Below are 22,557 nucleotides of genomic sequence, written 5' to 3' on the forward strand. Positions count from 1 at the left end.
AGCGCAGCGTCACACTTCCGACATACACCTCACGGAACATCGGTGCCCGGCAATAAAAAGTAAGAAACCCCGTAAGAAACCTCGTGTCCGGTCGCTCGCCGCTTTCCTGCTTCTGTCGTGCGCGCCCGGCGCCGCCCTCATCGCGTTGCTCCTTTCAAGGACCACTTCCGTGCTGCGCTCATCGCTTTTCACCCGCACCATGCTCGGTGCCATCGCCTCGCTTGCGGCACTCGCCGCGGCTCCCGCCGCCCACGCCACTGTCGAGCTGATCGCGATCGGCAAGCTCGACGGCAATCTGCTCGACAAGTCGAAAGAGACGTCGGCCCCGCTCGAAAACGGTGCACCCGGCAATCTGCTCGGCGGCCTCGGCTCGGGTATCGGCTATGCGGGCTGCCATACGTTCCTCGCCGTGCCCGACCGCGGCCCGAATGCGATCTCGTACAACAAGTCGATCGACGATACCGCGTCGTACATCAACCGTTTCCAGACGCTGCACCTGCACCTGAAGGACGCGCCGAAGGGTTCGGCGCTGCCGTTCACGCTGACCCCGAAGCTGGTCGACACGACGCTGCTGCATACGTCCGATCGCCTCGTGTACGGCTCGGGCTCCGCGTATAACGTGCCGAACGGCGCACCGAAGCTCAACCGCGACAACCATACGAACTACTTCACGGGCCGCTCGGACAATTTCGACCCGACGCATCTGTCGACCTATCCCCTCGACGCCCGCTTTGATCCCGAAAGCATCCGCGTAGCAAACGACGGCGACAGCGTGTTCATCTCGGACGAATACGGCCCCTACGTGTACCGCTTCGACCGCAAGAGCGGCCGCCGCATCGACACGTACAAGCTGCCCGACACGTTTGCTGTCTCGACGCTCGCACCCGTCGGCGACACGGAGATCAGCGTGAACACGTCGGGCCGCATCGCGAACAAGGGCATGGAAGGCCTTGCGATCTCGCCCGACGGCACCACGCTGTTCGGCGCGATGCAGAGCCCGCTGATTCAGGACGGCGGCACGAACGCGCAGTACACGCGCATCGTGAGGATCGACATTCGCACGGGCCGCACGACGCAATATGCGTATCCGCTGACGAACATCGGCTCGGCGTCCAAGCCGAAGTATCCGACGATCAGCGACGTGCTCGCCATCAACGATCATGAACTGCTCGTCGACGAGCGCGACGGCAAGGGGCTTGGCGATAATTCGACGGCAGCGTTCAAGCAGATCAACCGCGTCGACCTGTCGCATGCGCAGGACGTGAGCCTGGCGAGCGGCGAAAAGGGTCTCGCACCGTATGCGGTGCAGAAGACGCTGTTCCTCGATATCGTCGTTGCGTTGACGGGTGCAGGCTACAACGCGAATGACATTCCCGCGAAGATCGAAGGCATCGCGTTCGGTCCGGACGTGACGGTGCACGGCGTGAAAAAGCACACGCTCTATGTCGCGAACGACAACGACTTCATCGGGACCGTCACCGACTCGAACCACCCGACGGGCATCGCGAATCCGAACCAGTTCTTCGTATTCGCGATCGATGCCGCCGATCTGCCCGACTACGTCGCGCAGCGTCTGCCGGGCGTGTCGAAGAATAGCCGCGATCACGATCACGACGAGGTCTGCAGCCGCGACGATGACGATCATGATCACGATCACGACGGCCATGGCCGTTGACATCGGGCACTGAGTTCCTGCGTTCCTGACGGACGTTGTAACGGCCGGCCGCGGCAATCTGCGGCCGGCTTTTTTGGCGCAGACGCGACGCTTGCACAGCGTCTGCACGGGCTTCTTCACGCGTATAGAATCGATGCATGAAGAAGCCTGTGTCACCCGCTGTCTCACCCGCCACCTCGACGTTCGCAACCATCGAGCCCGAATTGCCGCTGCGCGCGCCGGGCCTCGCATCTGTGGCGCTCGCAATGTCGATCGCACTGATTGGATGGCTCGCGTTCGCCGCGCAGACGGACGTCACCGCGCACCGCATGCTGTCGCGCGGCTATGGCGTGATCGACGGCATCGAGAGGCTGACCAGTTACCTCACCAATCTGACCATCTTCACGTGCGCGCTGTGCTTCACGTGCGTCGGGTTCTTCACGCGTGGCAGCACGCCCTTCGTGCGCTTCTTCCGGCAACCTACCGTCGTGACGGCCGTGACCTGCTACATCGTGTTCGTCGGCATCGCGTACAACCTGCTGCTGCGGCATCTGTGGACGCCGTCAGGATGGCGCCTGCTGCTCAACGAAAGTCTGCATACGCTCGTCCCGCTGCTCGTCGCACTCTACTGGCTGCTGTTCGTGCCGCGTTTTCATCTGATGCTGCGCCATCTGTTGTGGTGGCTCGTCTATCCGCTCGGCTACCTCGCGCTGACGATGATGCGCGGCGCCATGTCGGACTTCTATCCTTATCCTTTCATCGACGTCGTCGAACTCGGCTACGAGCGCGCGCTGATCAACGCGAGCCTGCTCGTGCTCGCGTTTCTGCTGCTGATGTCTGTGTTTGTCGCGATCAATCACAGACGGCCGATACGATCCATCACGTCGATTCCCTCATCTCGCCTGCAAGAGACCGATCATGACAACAACCCGGCGTGAGTTCATCGTAGCGGGGCTCGGCTCCGCAGTCGGACTGTGCGCAGCACTCACGGCGCCCCGCGATGCGCGCGCCGACGAAAAGCTGAGCGAAAGCGACCCGGCCGCGCAGGCAGTCGGCTATGTAAGCGTCGCAGCGAAAGTCGACAAGGCCCGCTTTCCCAGCTACAGCGCGGGACAAACCTGCAACAACTGCTCGCTCTTTCAGGGCAACCCGACGGATGCGTGGGGCGGATGCACGCTGTTCGGCACGAAACAGGTGACAGGCGGCGGATGGTGCAGTTCTTACACGAACATGTAGTGCGCACGCGCTTGAGCCAGTCTTGAACGCGTCTTGAACCCGGCTCGCACTCAATCGTGCGTTGCGCGCCGATGACGTTCGGCAAGTATTTGCTCTTGTCTCCATGCAGCGCGACTGCGATCGTCGATGTGCCGTGCCTTGCTGTGCTATGCCCAGTTGTTGTGACCTTGCGACTCCACTGCCCTCGCCCGCCCGATGCCAACGTCCATCGCGTTTTGCCGGCTGTGCCTTCTGTTTTCTCATCGCGCTCCGTGGCGACGCAGTGCTTTGCGCTGCCTGCTCGCGCTGACCTGTGCGTTCGGCGTGGCATCGCCGGCCTTCGCACAAGGGTCGGTCACGTTCTATGGGTTGATCGACACCAGCATCGAAGTGACCAATCCCGGCAGCGGCTATGTCGCGCGCATGGACTCGGGCGCCTACCGCGGCACGCGCTTCGGGCTGCATGGCAGCGAGCCGCTTGGCGACGGCAACAGTCTCGTCTTCACCCTTGAAAACGGCTTCGATTCGACGAGCGGCGAACTCTCGGTGCCGGGCAACATCTTCAACCGGCAGGCGTGGATCGGCGCGCATGGCGCATGGGGCGAACTGCGCGTCGGCCGACAGTATTCGCCTATCTATATTCCGTTCAAGGGGCAACTCGACGCATTCGGCGCCGGCACGATCGCCTCCGGCCTGAACAACCTCTCGAAAATCACGCCCTATACGGACAACGCGTTTGCCTATCTGTCGCCGACCATCGCCGGCTTGACGGTAACAGGCATGTACGCGCTGCGCGATGCCGGCGACGGCAACGGCATCGGCGGCTATTACGTCACGGCCGTCTGGGCGCTCGGCGGCATGAAGCTGCTCTACGCGCACCAGCAGACGCACGGCGACGGCGCGTTGCGCGCGAATTTTGCGGGCGCATCGTATGAATGGGGCGCGCTCACGGGCTTTGTTGCGTACTTCAACGGCGACGGCGGGACGCCGCGTTATCACGACGACGGCCTCTCCGTGTCCGCGTCGTGGCAGCTCACGCCGCAAGCGAGCGCATCCGTCGGCTACGCGCATGCGCGTGACGGCAGCGGCGCAGACAACAACGCGGACCAGCTCAGCATTGCGTTCGACTACCAGGTGTCGAAGGCGCTGCTGCTCTATCTCAGCGCCGCCGACCTGGAAAACCACGGACAGGCGACGTTCACGCTACGCGGTGTAAACGTAACGGGCCTTCCCGTCGCGTATCCCGGCGCGCCCGTGCGGGGCTTGCAGGTCGGGATGATCGAACGGTTCTAGGCCGATGCAGTATCGTGCGCTGAAGCATCGTGCATAGCGTGGCTCGGCTGACGTGTGCGACGGATGGCACATGCATTGCGATTTCATCGATGTGTCGAACCGCACTCGAGAGATCCATACGATGAACCAGACTGCATTTTCTGTTCTTCCCGTCCCGCCGTTTCCCGTCAGCCGGCGCCTGCACACGCCGACGCCGCCCGAGGTCGAGCCCGATCCCGCGCCGCCCCGGGCGACGATCCTGATCCTGGCCCCGGCTCGCCGCCCGTTCCCGAGCGCGAACCGGATTCTCTGCCCGATCATGAGCCGCCCGCCGGGGATCCGCCCGATCGCTCGCCCCCCATGCACGCGTCCCGTACCTGACGATGATTCCGCTGGAAGTCCCATCGGCGTCCCTGCCGCTCAAAGCTGAGGATCGAGCAGCGCGACCACGCGATCGACGAGCTTCGTCGTCCACGGGCGCCCGTTCCAGTCTTCGAGGGTCACCCGCTTCGACTTCGCGAGGTCGTCGGCGAAAATCTGCGTCTGGCGGCGCGCGAAGGCCGCGTCATAGATGTTGAGGTTGGCTTCGTCGTTCAGCTTGAACGAGCGCATGTCGAAATTGGTCGAGCCGACCGACACGAGATATTCGTCGACGACGAGCAGCTTGACGTGAAACATCGTCGGCTGATACTCGAACATCTGCACGCCCGCTTCGAGCAGCCTTCCCCAGCATGCGCGCGATGCCTCGCGCACAGTGTGCGTATCGATGTGCCGGCCCGGCGTCAGGATCTTCACGTCGACGCCGCGCTTCGCTGCTTCGGCGATCGCGTTGATCGTCAAGTTGTCCGGCACGAAATACGCGCTGGCGAGGTGGATCGAGCGTGTCGCCGCCGTGATCGCCAGCAGATACATCAGCTGCATGTCGTCGCTGCCGCCCGAAGGTGAGCTGCTGAACATGTGCGCGAGGCCGTCGCCTGCTTCATCCGGTTCAGGAAAGTAGTCGGGGCCATGCAATACGTTGCCCGTCGCCTTGATCCAGTTGTCCATGAAAACGGCTTGCATGTGGCCGACCACGGGGCCCGTCACACGAAAATGGGTGTCGCGCCAGTGCTTGTCGTCCTGTGCGTGGCCCGTCCACTCCTGCGCGATGCCGACGCCGCCCGTGAAGCCGATGCGCCCGTCAATCACGAGCAGCTTGCGGTGCGTGCGGTCGTTCATGCGGCCAAGGCCGGTCCAGTGCGGCTTGTGGTACTGGATCACCTCGGCGCCTGCATTCTTGAGCATGTCGAGATAGTGCCGCTCCATCTTTTGCGAACCGACCCAGTCGAGCAGCACATGCACTGAAATGCCGGCTTGCGCCTTGTCCGACAATGCCCGGGCGATCTGCTCGCCGATCGCGCCGGACCAGTAGATAAAAGTTTCGAACGTTATGGTTTTGCGTGCGCTTGCGATGCCTTCGAGCATCGACGGGAAAATCTCGTCGCCGTTGACGAGTACCTCGAAGCAGTTGCCGGAGGAGACGGGCGGTCCGAGCAGCAGACCCATAGAGCGAATGAACTGAGGATCGTCGCTGCCGTACAGACGCTCGATCTTGTGCTCGATCTTCTTTTCGCCCGTCGACAGATTGGCGATCACGAGCACGACGACGAGCGTGACGCCGGCCGTGAGCAGGATCGTCAGCATGCGCCGCGTTCAGCGGTGTCGATGAGGGAATGGCGCGCGCTGCGCCTGATTGAGGCCACGTCGCGCGCTCGGCCGCGATGCATTACCAGTCCGGGTTGTTCACTTCCTGACGATAACCGTAGACGTTGTTGACGAGGCGATGCGGACGCCCGCCTTCCTGCATGACCTCGCGCCAGCCGCTGAGCGTGGCGAGCGAATCGGTGTGCAGCACCGCATACGGCTTGCCAGTGAGGTCGCTACTCGCTGCCGCGCCGGGAAAGAGTTCGATCGCCGCGTCGTCGACGGCGATCAGCATGCGCATATCCGTTTGCAGGATCTGCATTTCATACAGGGTAGCGGGTGTCATGGTGCGGCTCCTCAGTGCATGCCTCGGAATTGTTCTAGACCGTGGAGGCCGAACAATGATGATCGACCGGCTGGCGACGACGGTTTTCGAAGGAACCGGACTTCATGTCGCGATGACGGACGAAGCCCAGCCGCTTATAGAAAGCAAGCGGCATTCCAAATGCATGTTCGAGGAGGGACGAGCCTTACGCGGGATGGCCGGCCGACGCTTTGAAAAAAACGCCGACGGAAGGAGTGAAAATTACGCGACGCTGCGCGCTGGCCTGCGCCGCGAGGCGCGCCAGCGTCTTCTGTCGTTCCGCTTCGAGGAGTCAGTCGATGGGCAACTGGTCGCAAGCGTTGGTCGCCGTCGACGCACAGATGAACGAATAGTCGCCGCTCCAGCGCACGGCAGCGGCGCTCGCGTGCACGGCGTCCTGGAAATCGGGCGACGTTTCCCATGCAATGTAGCCGGAGCACAGCACGGCGGACATCACGACCAGCGAAAACGCAATTTTTTCAAAAACCTGAAAACGGGGCGACATGGCAATCTCTTCGGGTAAGCTCGCATTCTATCTCAATACTAGGGTTTTCACCTATGATAATTGCGGCTTTGCGACATGCCGGTGCGTAAATGCACGGTCACGGATGCACGGGAATACTAGAAGGGGGCAATAGGGGAACTACAGTGCGCTGGGCGTCGGTCAGATCAGTGCACTTTGCAGACCGTTCACAGATATGAAGCGGGACGCGTGGAAATGCTGGCTCGGCGCTGATGTTTTTGCCCGATGTGTGCGACGGGCGTGAAACGGGATATTCGCGAGAACTGCAATACACTGCAGCGCAGGAAATGAACTCAGCGCACCTGCAAAACCTTGCATCGGCCAGAGGAAAAACCCGTCAGGCGTGCTGCGCCTCCGACGGACGCGCCGCACCGTGCGCACGAGGTGCTTCCGCAGTTTTGCAGCCCGCCTCGTCGAGTACGGTCCGCGCGCGCTCTCGCATGTCATCGGCAGCGAGTTGTGCATCCGCTCCGCTCACCCAGGCGGCGAACCGGACCGCCGCGCCCCCGCCGCGCTGATAGTCGGCCGCGGTCACCACGGGCGCGAGCGTATTGCCGCCGAGCACGCGGGGATCGCCGGCGATCATCTTCTTCAGCGCATCGATCGCGCATGCGACGTCCTGGCGCTGCGCGATCGCCACTTCCACCTCCACGCGCTGCGTGCCACCGCTGCTGTAGTTGATCACGGGATTGCTCCAGATCTGGCTGTTCGGCACGAAAACGGCATTGCCGTCGCTGCGTTCGATACGCGTGGTAAAGAGCCCGACCTCTCGCACGATGCCCGCCGTCGCGCCCGTGCCTTCGATCACATCGCCTGCACGAAACGGCCGCAGCATCAGCAACATAATTCCGGCGGCAATATTCTGCAGCGTGCCTTGCAATGCGAGACCGATCGCGAGGCCGGCCGCGCCGAGCACGGCCAGCACGCTCGCCGTCGCAACGCCGACTTCGCTGAGCGCCGCGAACAGCACGAGCACGCGTAGGGTCCAGGCACCGATTGCATTGATCATCGGCGCAAGCGTCGGATCCGCATGCGTGCGGGACATCGCCTTCGACAGCAGGCCGCCAATCCTGTTGGAGAGCCACCAGCCGACGACGAGGATCAGGATCGCCACGCCCGCATGCATCAGGTCATGCGTGAGCGTCACAATCAGCGAAGGTTGCAGGTGAAACAGGCGAGCGATCAGATCATCCATGGTTCATGTCGATTGAAGAAAGCGACTCGATGTGTGTCGTACGGCTCATCGTGCGTTCCGCGTAACATCGCGTAACGGGCCGCAGCCGGGCGCCCGCCCATGCAGACCGGCAAGCGCGACCCACTTGCTCTACACTGGCGGCCCGAACAAAGCGTCGACAGAACACGCGTTCCGCCACGCTTTTCCCGCCAATGCATTTGCAAATGCGGTGCCTGAATAAAGGCATGCCGCGCGAACGCAGTCGGCCCGTTATATGGGACGACGATCCATCTTCGATGAACACACCGCCCGCCGACTCCAGCAACCAGATCACCGATTCCGTCGCCGATACGTTCGATACACTCGTCGACGACGCCGACCGCGAACCCGAAATCAGCCTCCCCCGACAGAAACCGTTCCAGCGTTTCTGGTGCACGCGCGTGCTGTCGTCGCTGTCATTCCAGATGCTTGCCGTCGCGATGGGCTGGCACATCTACGCGCTCACGCATAGCGCGTTTGCGCTCGGGCTCGTCGGACTTGCGCAGTTCCTGCCGATGTTCGTGCTTACGCTCGTCGTCGGCCAGGTCGCGGACCGTTATGACCGGCGGCGCATCGCGGCCATCTGTCAGGGGCTCGAATGCGTCGCCGCCGCGCTCTTCGCCTGGGGTACGTTCGGCGGCTGGATCAGCGCGCCCGTGATCTACGCGCTCGCCGCATGCGTCGGCGCGTCGCGGGCGTTCGAGTCGCCCGCTGTCGCGTCGCTGCTGCCGGGCGTCGCGCCGCGTGCGCAGTTATCGCAGGCGACGGCATGGGCGACCTCCGCGAACCAGGCCGCGCAGATCAGCGGCCCAGCGCTGGGCGGTCTGCTTTACGGCATCGGTCCCGGCGCCGCGTATCTGGCGTGCACGCTGTCATTTGCGCTTGCGTCGGCCGCCGTCAGCACGATTGCGCTGCGTACGAAGCCCGTGCCGCGCGCGCCCGTCACGCTCGAATCGGTGTTCTCGGGCGTACGCTTCATCCGCAGCCAGCCGGTCATTCTCGGCGCGCTGTCGCTCGATCTGTTCGCCGTGCTGTTCGGCGGCGCGACGGCCCTGCTGCCGATCTTCGCGCGCGATGTGCTGCACGCGGGCCCGCTCGGTCTGGGTCTGTTGCGCTCAGCGTCGGCCGTCGGCGCGCTCGGCGGCACGATCTGGCTCGCGCATTTCCCGCTGCGCAACCGGCCGGGCGCGGCGATGTTCGGCGGCGTGATCGCGTTCGGCATCGCGACGCTCGTGTTCGGCCTGTCGCATTCGTTCATTGTGTCGCTGTTCGCGCTGATGGCGCTCGGTGCGTCGGATGTGATCAGCGTCGTCGTGCGGCTGTCGCTCGTGCAGCTGCGCACGCCCGATGACATGCTCGGCCGCGTCAGCGCCGTCAACTCGCTGTTCATCGGTACGTCGAACCAGTTGGGCGAGTTCGAATCGGGGCTCACAGCCGGCTGGTGGGGCGCGCAACCTGCCGTGCTCGTCGGCGGTTGCGCGACCATCGCGATCGCGCTGCTATGGATGAAGCTGTTTCCGGAATTGCGCCGCACGCGAACGCTCGACCGCGAAGAACATGGCGGCGGCGCCGCTGCATAGGCATGAGCAGGCATGAGTGACGCGAGCGGCATGACGCACATGAGAAAGGATCAGGCGCGTTCATTGCACAGTGGCTCGACAGATCGGCTGCGCACGTACGCCGTGCCGCCATCCATCCCAAGGAGATGCACATGCAACGGATCCGGCGCGCCCACTCCCTGCACTCGCTGAGCGCCATCGCCTCGCTCGTCGCGCTCTCGGCGGCTGCGCTGACGCCGCTCGCCGCAAGCGCGGACGATGCACCGAGCCCCTGTGCCGCACTCAAGCGCATCGTCGCTGCAGCGCCTACGGGCTTTTCCCAACTGACGCCCGACGATGGCAAAGGCATCGCGCAGCCCTACGGCAACGACGCGCAATGCGGCGCCTCGAAAGGCAGTTACGCCTGCTCATGGACGCCGAGTGGCGGCGCGGGTTCGAGCACGACGGCCTTGCAGGCGGTGGCGGCCGACGTCGCTTCGTGTCTGCCCGACGCGACTCACGACGTGAATTCGCCCGCACGGCAGCATTTCTACATCGGCCCGCGTGAAGCGCGCACGCAGATCACGGCGATGCCCGCCGGCGCGGGCAAAGTGAAACTGGTCGTGTCGGGTAACGCATCGGGCAACGCGTCGGGCAACGCATCGGGCAAATAAGGCGCAGCACGCCGTTCGATGCCGCTATTCGATGCGATACCAGACGCGGATACCCGAGTACCAGTGACTCACGCTCGTATCGTCGCCGGAACCGAAGGTCGACAGGCTTTCCACGTTGATCACATCGACCTTGTGTTCGGCGATCCACGCGTTCGCGCGATCGACGAGCGCGGCGGCGTTCTCGTACACATGTCCTCGGATCATGTGACGCTGCAACACCTGCCGCTCGAAATCCTGGAACGCAATTTTGCTCATAGGTTGTCTCCGTCAGGCTGTTTTTTGATGTGGGCGCCTGCCGACGAGTCTATCAACGGCGTGACGGGACCGGCAATTGCTGCGTCAAGGCAGACCTCGTTCAAGGAGCGTTACATGAGCAGCCAGAAGCAGGAGACGACCAGCACGGCCCGCCCCGGCGGCGATCCCGAACACCCGAAGCACCCCGTTCACAGCGACAACGAAAAGAGCAAGATGCCCGAACGTCACGACGAAAACCGCAAGCAGTCGCCCGCCGACCGCCCCGGCAAGAAACCCGGTGAAGGCGAACCCTCCGTCGGCTGATGCATTCGCGCGCGATCGCGCTAAAACGCAGCAAGAAATACGGCGGCCTGCATTTTTTGCAGAGCCGCCGTATTTTTTTCGCGGCAAATCGCGCATGGTATGCCGCGCAATTCACGAGAAACAGCATTATTTACTGAATTATTTCTGGTTATTTTTCCGCCCCCTTCATCTACCTTGCTGCCAGCAGCGGAAGATTTCGTCACGTGAAGGTTCGCTGCTTCTGGTCAATGGAGCGAGCGGAAAACAATGACGACATCCTGCAAGGTTTCCATTTGCGTCCCGACATGCAACCGTCCCGAGTTGCTCGTCGAATGTCTGGATTCGTGTCTGGCGCAAACGCACACGAATATCGAAGTACTGATCGGCGACGATTCGAGCGACACACGCACGCAGCAGCTGATCGCGACGCGCTACGCGCATGACGCGCGCATTCGCTATGTGAAGAACGAACCGTCGCTCGGTCAGGCGCGCAACGTCGCGAGTCTCTTTGCACGTGCGACGGGCGACAGGATTGCGTTGATCCACGACGATGATTACTTCACGAACGACGGCATCGAGAGCCTGCTGGCGCTATGGCAGCAGCATCCGCAACTCGAGGTCGCGTTCGCGGATCAATACGAGGTCGATGCGCACGGACATTTCGACACGGCGAAAAGCGCGGCAGTGAATGCGGCCTTCCATCGCACTGCGGCCGCGCAAGGTCTGCAGAAGCAGCCGGGCCGAACGGGGCTCGTGCAGATGTTCCCGAACAACGGCTGGATGGCGAATGCCGCGCTCGTCAAACGGATCAGCTATCGCGACGATGTCGGCACATGCTGCGATTACGTGTTCGGTTCCGAGTTGTGCCTCGCCGCATCGCAGGTGTATTACCTGCATCGCTATGTGTCGTACTACCGCAAGACGGACGCGTCCGTTTCAGGCCGCTCGCGCGGCTCGGCCTCGTCCGCTTCGTTGACGGCATTCGAATTCGTGTCGAAGCTGACACTCGATGCCTCGCTCGAACCGGCACGCCGTCTTGCATTGCGCCGGCTCGCGCCCATCGTCGTGTCGCTGTATGCGAAGAACGATGCACCGTTTGCAGCGCTGCGCGTGGCGTTCGAGCATCTCTATGCATATGCGTATGGGTTCGATGCAAGGCTCTACTATCACCTGTCGCTGATCGCGCGCGCGTTCATTCCGACCAAGTGGCGCAGACTGCCGCCATCGGCACCGCGTTTTCCGTAAGCGGTTTCCCTAAACGCGTTCCCCTAAGCGCTTTCCGCACGCGAATCCGGTAGCACATAAAAAAAGCGGCTCTATTCAAGAGCCGCTTTTTGCACTTCATGGTCGCGCTTCACGCGCGAAGGTGCAACGCATCACGGTTCGTGACGCAGATAGCCTTCCTTCGATGGATCGCGCATGCGGAACGATACGAGGCCAGCGATCGCGCACAGCACCGTCACGTACCAGTAGAACATCGATTCGCTGCCCGCCTGCTTGAGCCACAGCGCGACGTATTCGGCCGAGCCGCCGAAGATCGCGTTCGCCACGGCGTACGACAGGCCGACACCGAGCGCGCGCACCTCAGGCGGGAACATCTCGGCCTTGATGAGACCGCTAATCGACGTATAGAAGCTGACAATCGCGAGCGCGATCACCACCAGCACGAACGCCGTCATGGGGCTCGTCACGTCCTTCAGTGCGTGCAGCAGCGGCACCGTGCCGATCGTCGCGAAGAAGCCGAACAGCAGCATCGACTGGCGGCGGCCGATACGATCCGACAATGCACCAAACGCCGGCTGCATGATCATGTAGACGAAGAGCGCGGCCGTCATCACGTTGCTTGCCGTTTTCGTGTTCATGCCCGCCGTGTTGACGAGGTACTTCTGCATGTACGTCGTGAACGTGTAGAAAATCAGCGAGCCGCCTGCCGTAAAGCCGAGCACCGTGAAGAATGCGCCCTTGTGCTTCCACATGCCGCGCAGCGTGCCCGCTTCCTTGCGCTGACGCGTTTCGGCCGTGGTGGTTTCGTCGAGCGAGCGGCGCAGATACAGTGCAACGAGTGCGGCCAACGCGCCGACCACGAACGGAACGCGCCAGCCCCAGGCCTTCAGCTCTTCCGTCGTCAGCACCTGCTGCAGGATCACCAGCACGAGCAACGCGAACAGCTGCCCGCCGATCAGGGTCACGTACTGGAACGACGCGAAGAAGCCGCGACGGCCCTTCAACGCGACCTCACTCATGTAGGTTGCGCTGGTGCCGTACTCGCCGCCAACCGACAACCCCTGGAAGAGCCGCGCGACAAGCAGCAGCGCAGGCGCGAGCGCGCCGATCTGCGCATATGTCGGCAGGCACGCGATCACCAGCGAGCCGCCGCACATCATGAACACCGACACCATCATCGCGAAGCGACGGCCGCGCTTGTCGGCGAGACGGCCGAAGAACCAGCCGCCGATCGGGCGCATCAGGAAGCCCGCGGCGAACACGCCTGCCGTGTTCAGCAACTGCGCCGTCGTATCGCCCTTCGGAAAGAACGCAGGCGCGAAGTACAGTGCGCAAAACGAATAAACGTAGAAATCGAACCACTCGACGAGATTGCCCGACGAAGCGCCGACGATCGCGAAGATGCGTCGCCGGGTGTCGGAGGGCGTGAAGACGGTCGTATCGGTCATGCTGGTGTCGGTCCCTTCTTGAAGTGAAAGCGGTCGAACGCCGCCTTTGTTTTGCGCTCCACCCGGTTTCAACCAGGTTTCGGTCTCGTTGCAACCGGGTTGCGGCGCGCGTGCGAGATTGTATCTATATGTAAGCTTTGGCGCGTCGGTATCTTAACGGATATCCCGGGATAACGGCGTGTGCACGGCCTTCTGTAGGGTTGCGCTTCCTTTCGGGCGTTCGGCTGCAATCGGAGACGAAGCGTGGCGCAAAAGAAAAGAGCCAACCGAAGGCTGGCTCTGGTGACGGTCGGTTAGCGAACTCAAACGCGCACAGCCGGCGCCTGGTAGCGGCACTCGTAGCGTTTCCTGACCGTGCCGTTTTCGTCGACGCTTTCCAGGTACACGTCGAACTGCCACAAGCGCGCCATGTGCTTGAGCACCTCGTCGCTGTCGCTCGACAGATGGCGGTTATCGCTCATGAAGTGGCGCAGCGTGAGACTGCGGTCGCCGCGCGTGTTCACCGAATACACCTGGATGTTCGGCTCGCGATGATGCATGTCGTATTGACGCGAGAGCGCCTGGCGCACGTACTGATAGCCGCTGTCGTCGTGGATCGCGGAGACTTCGAGCGCATCGCGCATGTCGTCGTCGAGCACCGAGAAGAGCCGCATTTCGCGGATCAGATGCGGCGACAGATATTGCGCGACGAAGCTCTCGTCCTTGAAGTTGCGCATCGCGTAGTGCAAGGCCTGCAGCCACGGACTGCCCGCGAGCTCGGGGAACCACTTGCGGTCCTCTTCCGTTGGGTGTTCGCAGATGCGGCGGATGTCGCTCATCATCGAAAAACCGAGCGCATACGGATTGATGCCGCTGTAGTACGGCTTTGTCACGGGCGGCTGGTAGACGACGTTGCTGTGCGAATGGAGAAACTCCATCATGAAGCCGTCTTCGAGCTTGCCCTCGTTGTACAGCGTGTTGAGCAGCGTGTAGTGCCAAAACGTCGCCCAGCCTTCGTTCATCACCTGCGTCTGCCGTTGCGGATAGAAGTACTGGCCGATCTTGCGCACGATGCGGATGACTTCCCGCTCCCACGGTTCGAGCAGCGGCGCGTTTTTCTCCGCGAAATACAGCAGGTTTTCCTGCGGCTCGGGCGGATAGCGATCTTCCACTTCTTCGGGCAACGGCGTGTGACGCGTCGGCAGCGTGCGCCACAGTTCGTTGACCTGCGACTGCAGATACGCTTCGCGTTCGCGGCGCGCTTCCGATTCCTTCTGCAACGACAGCTTTTGCGGCCGCTTGTAGCGGTCCACGCCGTAGTTCATCAGCGCGTGGCACGAGTCGAGCAGTTCTTCGACGCGATCGAGCCCGAAGCGCTCTTCGCACTCCGCGATGTAGTTCTTCGCGTAGACGAGGTAATCGATGATGGCATGCGCATCCGTCCACAAGCGGAACAGGTAATTCCCCTTGAAGAACGAGTTGTGCCCGTAGGCCGCGTGCGCGATGACGAGCGCCTGCATCGTCATCGTGTTCTCTTCCATGAGATACGCGATGCAGGGGTTCGAGTTGATGACGATCTCGTACGCGAGGCCCATTTGCCCGCGACGGTAACTCTTCTCGGTAGCAAGAAAATGTTTGCCGAACGACCAGTGCCGGTAGTTGACCGGCATGCCGACGGACGCGTACGCGTCCATCATCTGTTCAGCGCTGATGAGCTCGAGCTGGATCGGATAGACATCGAGTTCATATTGCTCCGCAACATGCGCAATATGTGTGTCGTACTCTTCGATCAGTTCGAAGGTCCAGTCGGACGGACACGGCAACGGCCTTCTATCGGCAACGTTCATACGGACTTCCCTTTGCCCTTCGGTGGGCGCCCCGGTGGGTCCACGTGCTGCAGCTGCGTCAGGCGCTACGCCTGCTCCGGCATCGGGCGCACGCGGATTCTGCACGTGCGCAGTGTTCGCCTCGGCATGCCCGGCCTCACGCTGCTTCGGCACGCCTTTACGGCGCTCGGGCTCATAGCCGCGCGCCTCGTTGTGCAGGTGGCGTGTCGTCATGCCGCTTCCACCTGCTTTTCGAACAGCTCGCGGAACACTGGGTAGATATCCGCAGCCGTTTCGACCTTCTTCATGGCCATATGCGGCTGCGACAGCGCGAGTTGTGCATATTCGAGCCACAGGTTCTGCTCTTCGGGCGTCACCTGAATGTACGCAAAATACCGCACCTTCTCGAGAATGTCATCTGCGAGGATCTTGCGGCATTTCGGCGAATCGTCGGTCCAGTTGTCGCCGTCCGATGCCTGCGCGCCGTAAATGTTCCATTCAGTCGGCGAGTAACGTTCGTCGAGAATCTTCTGCATCAGTTCCAGCGCACTCGACACCACCGTGCCGCCGCTTTCCGTCGAATGGAAGAACGTGTCTTCGTCGACTTCCTCGGCGCGCGTATGGTGACGGATGAAGACCACTTCGATCTTCTCGTAGTTACGCTTGAGGAACAGATACAGCAGGATGAAGAAGCGCTTGGCGAGATCCTTGCGCTGCTCGTCCATCGAACCCGACACATCCATCAGACAAAACATCACCGCCTGGCTCGACGGCTGCGGCTGCTTCACGCGGTTTACGTAACGCAGGTCGAACGGGTCGATGAATGGAATGCGCCAGATGCGGCCGCGCAGATGATGGATATCCTCTTCGAGCAGCTTGATCTCGTCGCGACGGTCGGCGGGATCCGCCTTCATCTCTTCGAGCTGCTTCTCGAGTTCGTGCAGTTCGTTGACGAGCGGCGCACCGAGCGCGATGCGCCGGCCGAGCGCGCTGCGCAGCGAGCGCACCACGTCGATGTTGTTCGGCGTGCCCTCGGCCGCCCAGCCTGCGCGGATGCTCTTCCACGTCGGCACGGCGAGCAGATGGGTTTTGACGAGACGCGGCAGTTCGAGGTCGTCGAAGAAGTACTGCATGAATTCTTCGCGGCTGAGCTCGAAGACGAAATCGTCCTGCCCTTCGCCTTCGTTGCTGGCGCTGCCACCGCCGCCGCTGCCACCACCGCCTTGCGGACGCGGTATCTTGTCGCCACGGATGTAGTCGGCGTTACCCGGGTGCACCATTTCGCGCTTGCCGCCCGGACCATGCCGGAACGACGGTTCGGCGATGTCCTTGCGCGGAATCGTGATGCTCTGGGTGTTCTGAATATCCTTGATGCTGCGATCGCGCACCGCTTCCGATACTGCGCGCCGAATATAGCCCTTTACGCGACGCAAAAAGCGTTCGCGGTTTGCAATGCTCTTGTTCTTGCCTGCCAGCCTGCGGTCGATGATTTGATGAAGCACATCCGGTCTCCCGCTCCGATTTGGAATACGCGGGGCGCAAGTTGCGCATGCAATCTTATGTCCATGCGGCTTGCGCCTCGCAGGAGGCCCACGCGTATCGGGTGAAGCGAACCCGTTCGCGCGGGCGTTGCGCTACGCCTGTCATGACGACTTGCGCACACGCAGATACCAGTCGCACAAGAGCCGCACCTGCTTCGGCGTATAGCCCTTGGTGACCATCCGGTTGACGAAGTCTTCGTGCTTGCGCTGCTCCTCCGCCGATCCTTTGGCATTGAACGAGATGACGGGCAGAAGTTCTTCCGTATTCGAGAACATTTTCTTTTCGATCACGACGCGCAGCTTTTCATAGCTGATCCACGCGGGATTCTTGCCCCCGTTCGCGGCACGCGCACGCAGCACGAAATTCACGATCTCGTTGCGGAAGTCCTTCGGATTGCTGATGCCGGCAGGCTTCTCGATCTTCTCCAGTTCGGCGTTGAGCGCCGCACGGTCGAAGCTCTCGCCCGTGTCGTGATCGCGGAACTCCTGGTCCTGAATCCAGAAGTCAGCGTACGTCACGTAGCGATCGAAAATGTTCTGCCCATACTCGGAATACGACTCCAGATACGCGGTCTGAATCTCCTTGCCGATGAATTCAGCATAACGCGACGCGAGGACGTCCTTAATGAACGACAGATACTTCTGCTCGGTTTCCGGCGGAAACTGTTCGCGTTCGATCTGCTGTTCGAGCACGTACATCAGGTGCACGGGGTTCGCCGCGACTTCCGTCGTGTCGAAGTTGAAGACGCGCGACAGGATCTTGAACGCGAAACGCGTGGACACACCCGTCATGCCTTCGTCGACGCCCGCGAAGTCGCGATATTCCTGATACGACTTTGCCTTCGGGTCCGTGTCTTTCAGGTTCTCGCCGTCGTACACCTGCATCTTCGAAAAGAGGCTGGAGTTTTCGGGTTCCTGCAGACGCGTGAGCACCGACATCTGCGCCATCATCTTCAGCGTGCCGGGCGCGCAGACCGCGTTCGACAGCGACGAATTGCGCAGCAGCTTTTCGTAGATCTTCATCTCTTCCGAGTAGCGCAGGCAGTACGGCACCTTCACCACGAAGATACGGTCGAGCAGTGCTTCGTTGTTGCGGTTGTTGCGGAACGCCTTCCATTCGGACTCGTTCGAGTGCGCGAGGATGATGCCGTCGAACGGAATCGCGCCGAAGCCTTCCGTGCCCTTGAAGTTGCCTTCCTGGGTGGCCGTCAGCAGCGGGTGCAGCACCTTGATCGGCGCCTTGAACATTTCGACGAATTCGAGCAGGCCCTGATTGGCGAGGCACAGGCCGCCCGAATAGCTGTATGCGTCTGCGTCGTCCTGCGCATACTGTTCGAGCTTGCGGATGTCGACCTTGCCGACGAGCGACGAAATATCCTGATTGTTTTCGTCGCCAGGCTCGGTCTTCGCAATGCCGATCTGCCGGAGGATGGACGGATAGCGGCGCACCACGCGGAACTTGCGGATATCGCCGTTGTACTCATGCAGGCGCTTGACGGCCCACGGGCTCAGGATGCTCTTCAGGTAACGGCGCGGAATGCCGTATTGCTCTTCGAGGATAGGACCGTCCTCGTCGTAATCGAACAGCCCGAGGGGCGACTCGTTGACGGGCGAACCCTTGATCGAATAGAACGGCACGCGTTCCATCAGCTGCTTGAGCCGTTCGGCGATCGACGACTTGCCGCCGCCCACCGGTCCCAACAGATAGAGAATCTGCTTCTTTTCTTCGAGCCCCTGCGCAGCGTGCCTGAAATACGCTACCACCTGCTCGATCACGTCCTCCATTCCGTAGAACTCACGGAACGCGGGGTATACCTTGATCACCTTGTTCGCGAAGATACGCGACAGACGCGGATCGTTGCGAGTGTCGATCTGTTCCGGCTCCCCGATTGCCGTCAACATGCGCTCGCCAGCGGTGGCGTACGCGGCGGGATTGTCTTTGCAGAGCGCGAGATACTCCTCGAGCGAGAGTTCCTCCTCTCGCGTTTTCTCGAAGCGGGTCGCGAAACTGCTGTAGATATCCATGCTACCTCCTCGCCGAAGTCTGGGACGATGTCGTGCGCGGCGCGCTATCAGGAAACGACATCGCTCGAATTCATCCTAAACCCTTTTAAATTTTTTTTCACGAACTACGTTGTGAAAATCGCGCCACAGCCAGCACTCGTCAAACCCTGCTTGATGACGAAAATACGCTCACCTACAATCGTTGCCCACAGCAGTGAGAAACATGACCGACGTGCTGCAATGCATCTCTCGTTCCTTCCCTGCGTGGCATGTGCCGCATGACATCCGATACATGTGGCATCGCGCGGTTCCCTGCACTTTTCCGCACCTTCGCAAACAGCCGTGTAGCACGGCTGTCTGCCTGACCACACTCCGTCCACACATTACTTCTTCTTGCCTGCGGCTGCAGTGCATGTGACAGGTGCATCCCGTCGCAATGACTGCGCATGACGCACACGCTTACCCGCCTTTTCCGCCATAACGCACACACCCGCGCTTACGACGACAGCATGCGCGCTGTGTTACATGTTTTGCGTGTGCGCCAGCGCGCATGTCCCGCTGTTCGTCAGTGCGTACGTCAATTCGTTCAACGCAAAAGTGCATGCGCAGGCGTGCACGTTCAGCGCGTGACATGCATCCGACGTCGCGTGAAATCCATGATGTTCGCAGGGTCGACATGCACGCTCGTTCATGTGTGTATGACGACGAGTGCAGCACCTGTCTGAATAGGTGGATGTAGCCAGGCGATTGCCCTTCATTACCTGCCATAGCCGGGCGGCGGATTCAATGCAGGCGGGCGCGAGTGCATGCGCAGGCCCCGGCACGTATTCGAGTGCCGGGGCCTGCGTGAATGGAGCGGATATTGGATGCTTAGTGGTTTACGTCAATTCGACTTCGACTTCGCCCAGTCCGTCGATATGGCCGTACACGGTTCCTGGGCCATCGACGCGATGCGCGCCCACATACGAGCCCGTCGTAATCGTCCAGTCCGGCTCGATCGTGATACCCATCGCCGCGCAATGGTTGACGAACCACACGAGCAGCTCGCGCGGGTCGCCGGCGGGATTGCCGGGCGACTCGGGCACGAGCGACTTGCCGTCGAACGTCAGCTCGAGTTCGGGCGACACGAAATCGAACGAGCGCGCGATCGACGCATATGGCACCGGATGGCCCGTCACCAGCGCACCGTTGTTCTGCGCGTCGGCGAGTTGCGCGAGCGGCGCGATGTTCGGCCACTCGGCGAAGCGGCTGTCGACGATTTCGATGGCCGGCAATACTGACCCGACGCGCGCGAGCACTTCGTCGCGCGCATACGCCTGGCCGTGCGGCTCGATCGGCTCGGCAAAGCGGAACGCGACTTCCAGCTCCAGCAACACGCGAAAAAACGAACCATGTTCGAGGCGGGCGGGCGAAGCGACCGTCAGCGCAGCCGGAATGGGCGCACCCGAAGCCGGCCCGCCTGGAGCTTTGGCACCGATTTTCCACGCCCCTGTTCCACCGCCGAGGCCCGCGATCACCGACTGCTGGATGGCGTAGGCCGTGGCGGCATCGGGCGGGAGGGAGTCGAGCGGCAGCGTGCCGATGGCGCGGTGCTGGCGGCGCGCGAGCACGAGGCGTTGCGCGAGGTCGTGATCCGTCATGTCTTATCCCTTGTTGGCTGTTTGGGGCGGTGCTGTGCACGATCAGCGCATGGCGTTGCGGCGAAGCGAGCACGACTGGCGGCATCTCGCGTGAAGCGCCCTCACTTCATACTGTCCGTGCACGCTGTCATGCGGCGTAGGTATATGCAGGATGACACCGGGCCGCACGTGCGCAAGCGCGTTCGTCAATGTACCGGAACAATGACGTGGCGGGTCGGTTCAGGCCGCCTGGAAAACAAAAAGACGGCGGTCCTGGCAAGGACAACCGTCAATAGATTCTGCGTCAGCCCGCGCCATTGCGTGCGAGCGGATAAGGCGGATGTTCGCGCGCAGCAGCGGATGCCGCCGCGCGAGCCCAATTTTGGTGCGCGAGTTACTGCGTCAGTTATCGCGTGAGTTATCGCGTCAGAACGTTTCCCAATCGGCATCCGACGTTGCCGCCGCTTTCTGCGGCGCGGCCGCGCGGGCCGGTGCGGGCGCCACAACGGGCGCTGCAGGCGCGGGCGCTGCCGCCGGCATCGACGGCGCTACCTTGCGAGGCGCGGCGACATGCGCCGCGCGGCGCACGGCGCGCTTTGCCGGCGTCGCCGAAAAGCTGCCCGCCGCTTCGTCGACCTGGAACACCGAAACGGTCGTACGCAGCTTGGCCGCCTGCTCTTCCAGCGACGACGCCGCGGCCGCCGCTTCTTCGACGAGCGCCGCGTTCTGCTGCGTCACCTCGTCCATCTGCGTGACGGCGCGCGCGACCTGATCGATGCCGCTGCTCTGCTCTTCCGACGCCGCCGCGATTTCGCCCATGATGTCCGTCACGCGCTGCACTGCACCGATGATCTCCGTCATCGTGCGGCCCGCTTCGTCGACGAGCGCCGAGCCCGCCTGCACGCGCTCGACCGACGTGTCGATCAGTTCCTTGATTTCCTTTGCCGCTGCCGACGAACGTTGCGCGAGGCTGCGCACTTCGCCTGCGACGACCGCGAAGCCGCGGCCATCCTCGCCTGCGCGCGCCGCTTCCACGGCTGCGTTCAGCGCCAGAATGTTGGTCTGGAATGCGATGCCTTCGATGATCGCGATGATGTCCGCGATCTTCGCCGAGCTCTGATTGATGTCGCCCATCGTGCCGACCACCTGGCCGACCACCGAGCTGCCCTTGTTGGCGATCTCCGAGGCATTGGCCGCAAGCGCGCTTGCCTGGCGGGCGTTGTCGGCGTTCTGCTTCACGGTGCCCGTCAGTTCTTCCATGCTCGATGCCGTTTCCTGCAGCGCGGACGCCTGCTCTTCCGTGCGCGACGACAGGTCGATATTGCCCGCCGCGATCTGGCGCGTGGCCGTCGCGATCGATTCGCTGCCCGAACGCACCGTGCGGACCGTCTCGGTCAGGCTGCGCTGCATCTTGCCGATGCCGTCGATCAGCTGGCCCATTTCGTCGCGCGACGTCGGCACGACGGGACGGCGCAGATCGCCTGCAGCGATCGCGTCGAAGTGATCGAGCGCTTCCGCCAGCGGGCGCGCAATCGCACCGCGCAGTGTGACGTACGAGAAGAATGCGGCGACCAACCCCGCCGCGAGCGCGAGGATGCTGATCACGCGGAACGTCGAAAAGGTCGACTGCGCGTTGTCGAAGCTCTGCCTGGCCAGTTCGAACTGGAACTTGCGCAGCGCGTCGTCGGCGTTGGACAGTTCGCCGTAGGTCGCCTGGAGGCGCTTTGCGCCATCGACCACCTTCGCTTGATCGTTTGCGCTAACGATTGCGTAGAACGCCTCCATGGCCTGATGGAGCGTGTCGCGTCTGGCCGATACGTCCTGCGCGAGGCGGTCTTCCTCGGCGCCGCGCGGCGTCGACAGATAGCGCTTCCACCAGTCGTCCGAGATTGCGCGCATCGAGCGGGCGCGCTCCAGCGTCGCGGCGACGTCAGGGGTGCCGAGCATGAACGCGGCGCGGTCGAGGGCAAGACGCTCGCGCGCGGCGTACAGCTCGGCGTTGCCGATGTCGACGGCGCTCGGCATCTGGTCCGTGAACACGTCACGCAGCGAGTCGTTGGAGCGGCTCAGGCCGAACAGCCCGAGCAGCGCGATGGCGACCAGCAACGCGGCGAGAAAAGCCATCGTCAGGCCAATTCGTGCCTTGATGGTGATGCCCTTGTTCATGCTTCTTCCTGTGAATATCAATCTGTGAGAGACGCGTTGTCGCTGCAACGCATGTCGTACGCGGTGGTTGCGGGCGC

General features: G+C 62.3%; 20 protein-coding genes. 9 read left to right on the plus strand and 11 right to left on the minus strand.

Annotated features, from left to right (window positions below):
- The first annotated feature begins 199 nt into the window (after positions 1–199).
- From FRZ40_RS04005 to FRZ40_RS04020, 4 genes are all read left to right on the plus strand, one after another.
- Positions 200–1,675: an esterase-like activity of phytase family protein gene (locus FRZ40_RS04005; protein ID WP_147234761.1), complete on the plus strand. Its 1,476-nt coding sequence runs from the start codon at positions 200–202 to the stop codon at positions 1,673–1,675.
- 137 nt (positions 1,676–1,812) lie between these two features.
- Complete coding sequence (locus FRZ40_RS04010; protein WP_147233440.1) at positions 1,813–2,592, plus strand: Pr6Pr family membrane protein; 780 nt, start codon at positions 1,813–1,815, stop codon at positions 2,590–2,592.
- Entirely contained in the window at positions 2,573–2,890 is a 318-nt protein-coding gene (locus tag FRZ40_RS04015) for a high-potential iron-sulfur protein (RefSeq protein WP_147233441.1), read from the plus strand. The genes FRZ40_RS04010 and FRZ40_RS04015 overlap by 20 nt, the downstream gene beginning before the upstream one ends.
- Before the next feature lie 195 nt (positions 2,891–3,085).
- Complete coding sequence (locus tag FRZ40_RS04020; RefSeq protein ID WP_420873844.1) at positions 3,086–4,162, plus strand: porin; 1,077 nt, start codon at positions 3,086–3,088, stop codon at positions 4,160–4,162.
- Positions 4,163–4,561: 399 nt separating this feature from the next.
- On the opposite strand, the gene cls is transcribed toward FRZ40_RS04020, so the two are convergent.
- Together cls and FRZ40_RS04035 are read right to left on the minus strand one after the other, a co-directional pair.
- Positions 4,562–5,824, minus strand: a complete 1,263-nt coding sequence (cls, locus tag FRZ40_RS04030) for a cardiolipin synthase (protein ID WP_147233443.1) — start codon at positions 5,822–5,824, stop codon at positions 4,562–4,564.
- A gap of 82 nt (positions 5,825–5,906) precedes the next feature.
- Complete coding sequence (locus FRZ40_RS04035) at positions 5,907–6,170, minus strand: hypothetical protein (RefSeq protein WP_147233444.1); 264 nt, start codon at positions 6,168–6,170, stop codon at positions 5,907–5,909.
- 55 nt (positions 6,171–6,225) lie between these two features.
- On the opposite strand from FRZ40_RS04035, the gene FRZ40_RS45950 reads away from it, so the two are divergent.
- Positions 6,226–6,711, plus strand: coding sequence for a hypothetical protein (locus FRZ40_RS45950; protein ID WP_193566966.1), 486 nt, complete (start codon positions 6,226–6,228; stop codon positions 6,709–6,711).
- Between the two features lie 337 nt (positions 6,712–7,048).
- Here the strand turns inward: FRZ40_RS45950 and FRZ40_RS04045 are convergent, their stop codons facing one another.
- Positions 7,049–7,906 (minus strand): mechanosensitive ion channel family protein, encoded by an 858-nt coding sequence (locus FRZ40_RS04045; RefSeq protein WP_147233446.1) that lies wholly within the window; start codon positions 7,904–7,906, stop codon positions 7,049–7,051.
- 275 nt (positions 7,907–8,181) lie between these two features.
- Between FRZ40_RS04045 and FRZ40_RS04050 the strand changes: the two genes are divergently transcribed.
- Together FRZ40_RS04050 and FRZ40_RS04055 are read left to right on the plus strand one after the other, a co-directional pair.
- Positions 8,182–9,504: an MFS transporter gene (locus tag FRZ40_RS04050; RefSeq protein WP_240057080.1), complete on the plus strand. Its 1,323-nt coding sequence runs from the start codon at positions 8,182–8,184 to the stop codon at positions 9,502–9,504.
- A 131-nt stretch (positions 9,505–9,635) separates the two neighbouring features.
- On the plus strand, positions 9,636–10,136 hold the full coding sequence (locus FRZ40_RS04055; protein WP_051446469.1) for a hypothetical protein: 501 nt from the start codon (positions 9,636–9,638) through the stop codon (positions 10,134–10,136).
- 24 nt (positions 10,137–10,160) lie between these two features.
- On the opposite strand, the gene FRZ40_RS04060 is transcribed toward FRZ40_RS04055, so the two are convergent.
- Entirely contained in the window at positions 10,161–10,391 is a 231-nt protein-coding gene (locus FRZ40_RS04060) for a hypothetical protein (RefSeq protein ID WP_028368219.1), read from the minus strand.
- A 114-nt stretch (positions 10,392–10,505) separates the two neighbouring features.
- Here FRZ40_RS04060 and FRZ40_RS04065 point away from each other — a divergent pair, with 114 nt between their 5' ends.
- Positions 10,506–10,694 carry a hypothetical protein gene (locus FRZ40_RS04065; RefSeq protein ID WP_028368220.1) on the plus strand — a complete coding sequence of 63 codons (189 nt, stop codon included), beginning with the start codon at positions 10,506–10,508 and terminating at the stop codon, positions 10,692–10,694.
- 20 nt (positions 10,695–10,714) lie between these two features.
- Here the strand turns inward: FRZ40_RS04065 and FRZ40_RS04070 are convergent, their stop codons facing one another.
- On the minus strand, positions 10,715–10,897 hold the full coding sequence (locus FRZ40_RS04070; RefSeq protein WP_147233447.1) for a hypothetical protein: 183 nt from the start codon (positions 10,895–10,897) through the stop codon (positions 10,715–10,717).
- Between the two features lie 43 nt (positions 10,898–10,940).
- On the opposite strand from FRZ40_RS04070, the gene FRZ40_RS04075 reads away from it, so the two are divergent.
- On the plus strand, positions 10,941–11,918 hold the full coding sequence (locus FRZ40_RS04075) for a glycosyltransferase family 2 protein (RefSeq protein WP_147233448.1): 978 nt from the start codon (positions 10,941–10,943) through the stop codon (positions 11,916–11,918).
- A 131-nt stretch (positions 11,919–12,049) separates the two neighbouring features.
- On the opposite strand, the gene FRZ40_RS04080 is transcribed toward FRZ40_RS04075, so the two are convergent.
- The 6 genes from FRZ40_RS04080 to FRZ40_RS04110 form a co-directional block, all read right to left on the minus strand.
- Positions 12,050–13,345 (minus strand): MFS family transporter, encoded by a 1,296-nt coding sequence (locus FRZ40_RS04080; RefSeq protein ID WP_147233449.1) that lies wholly within the window; start codon positions 13,343–13,345, stop codon positions 12,050–12,052.
- A gap of 302 nt (positions 13,346–13,647) precedes the next feature.
- On the minus strand, positions 13,648–15,384 hold the full coding sequence (locus FRZ40_RS04085) for a SpoVR family protein (RefSeq protein ID WP_028368223.1): 1,737 nt from the start codon (positions 15,382–15,384) through the stop codon (positions 13,648–13,650).
- Positions 15,381–16,652: a YeaH/YhbH family protein gene (locus FRZ40_RS04090; protein ID WP_012400625.1), complete on the minus strand. Its 1,272-nt coding sequence runs from the start codon at positions 16,650–16,652 to the stop codon at positions 15,381–15,383. Before FRZ40_RS04090 ends, FRZ40_RS04085 begins: the two co-directional genes overlap by 4 nt.
- A gap of 141 nt (positions 16,653–16,793) precedes the next feature.
- The gene (locus FRZ40_RS04095) at positions 16,794–18,716 is read right to left on the minus strand and encodes a PrkA family serine protein kinase (protein ID WP_012400626.1); all 1,923 of its coding nucleotides are present in this window, start codon (positions 18,714–18,716) and stop codon (positions 16,794–16,796) included.
- Between the two features lie 857 nt (positions 18,717–19,573).
- On the minus strand, positions 19,574–20,335 hold the full coding sequence (locus FRZ40_RS04105) for a 2-keto-4-pentenoate hydratase (protein WP_147233451.1): 762 nt from the start codon (positions 20,333–20,335) through the stop codon (positions 19,574–19,576).
- A gap of 405 nt (positions 20,336–20,740) precedes the next feature.
- Positions 20,741–22,480, minus strand: coding sequence for a methyl-accepting chemotaxis protein (locus FRZ40_RS04110; protein ID WP_147233452.1), 1,740 nt, complete (start codon positions 22,478–22,480; stop codon positions 20,741–20,743).
- Between the last annotated feature and the right edge of the window lie 77 nt (positions 22,481–22,557).

The organism is Paraburkholderia azotifigens (genome assembly GCF_007995085.1).
Taxonomy (GTDB): Bacteria; Pseudomonadota; Gammaproteobacteria; order Burkholderiales; family Burkholderiaceae; genus Paraburkholderia; species Paraburkholderia azotifigens.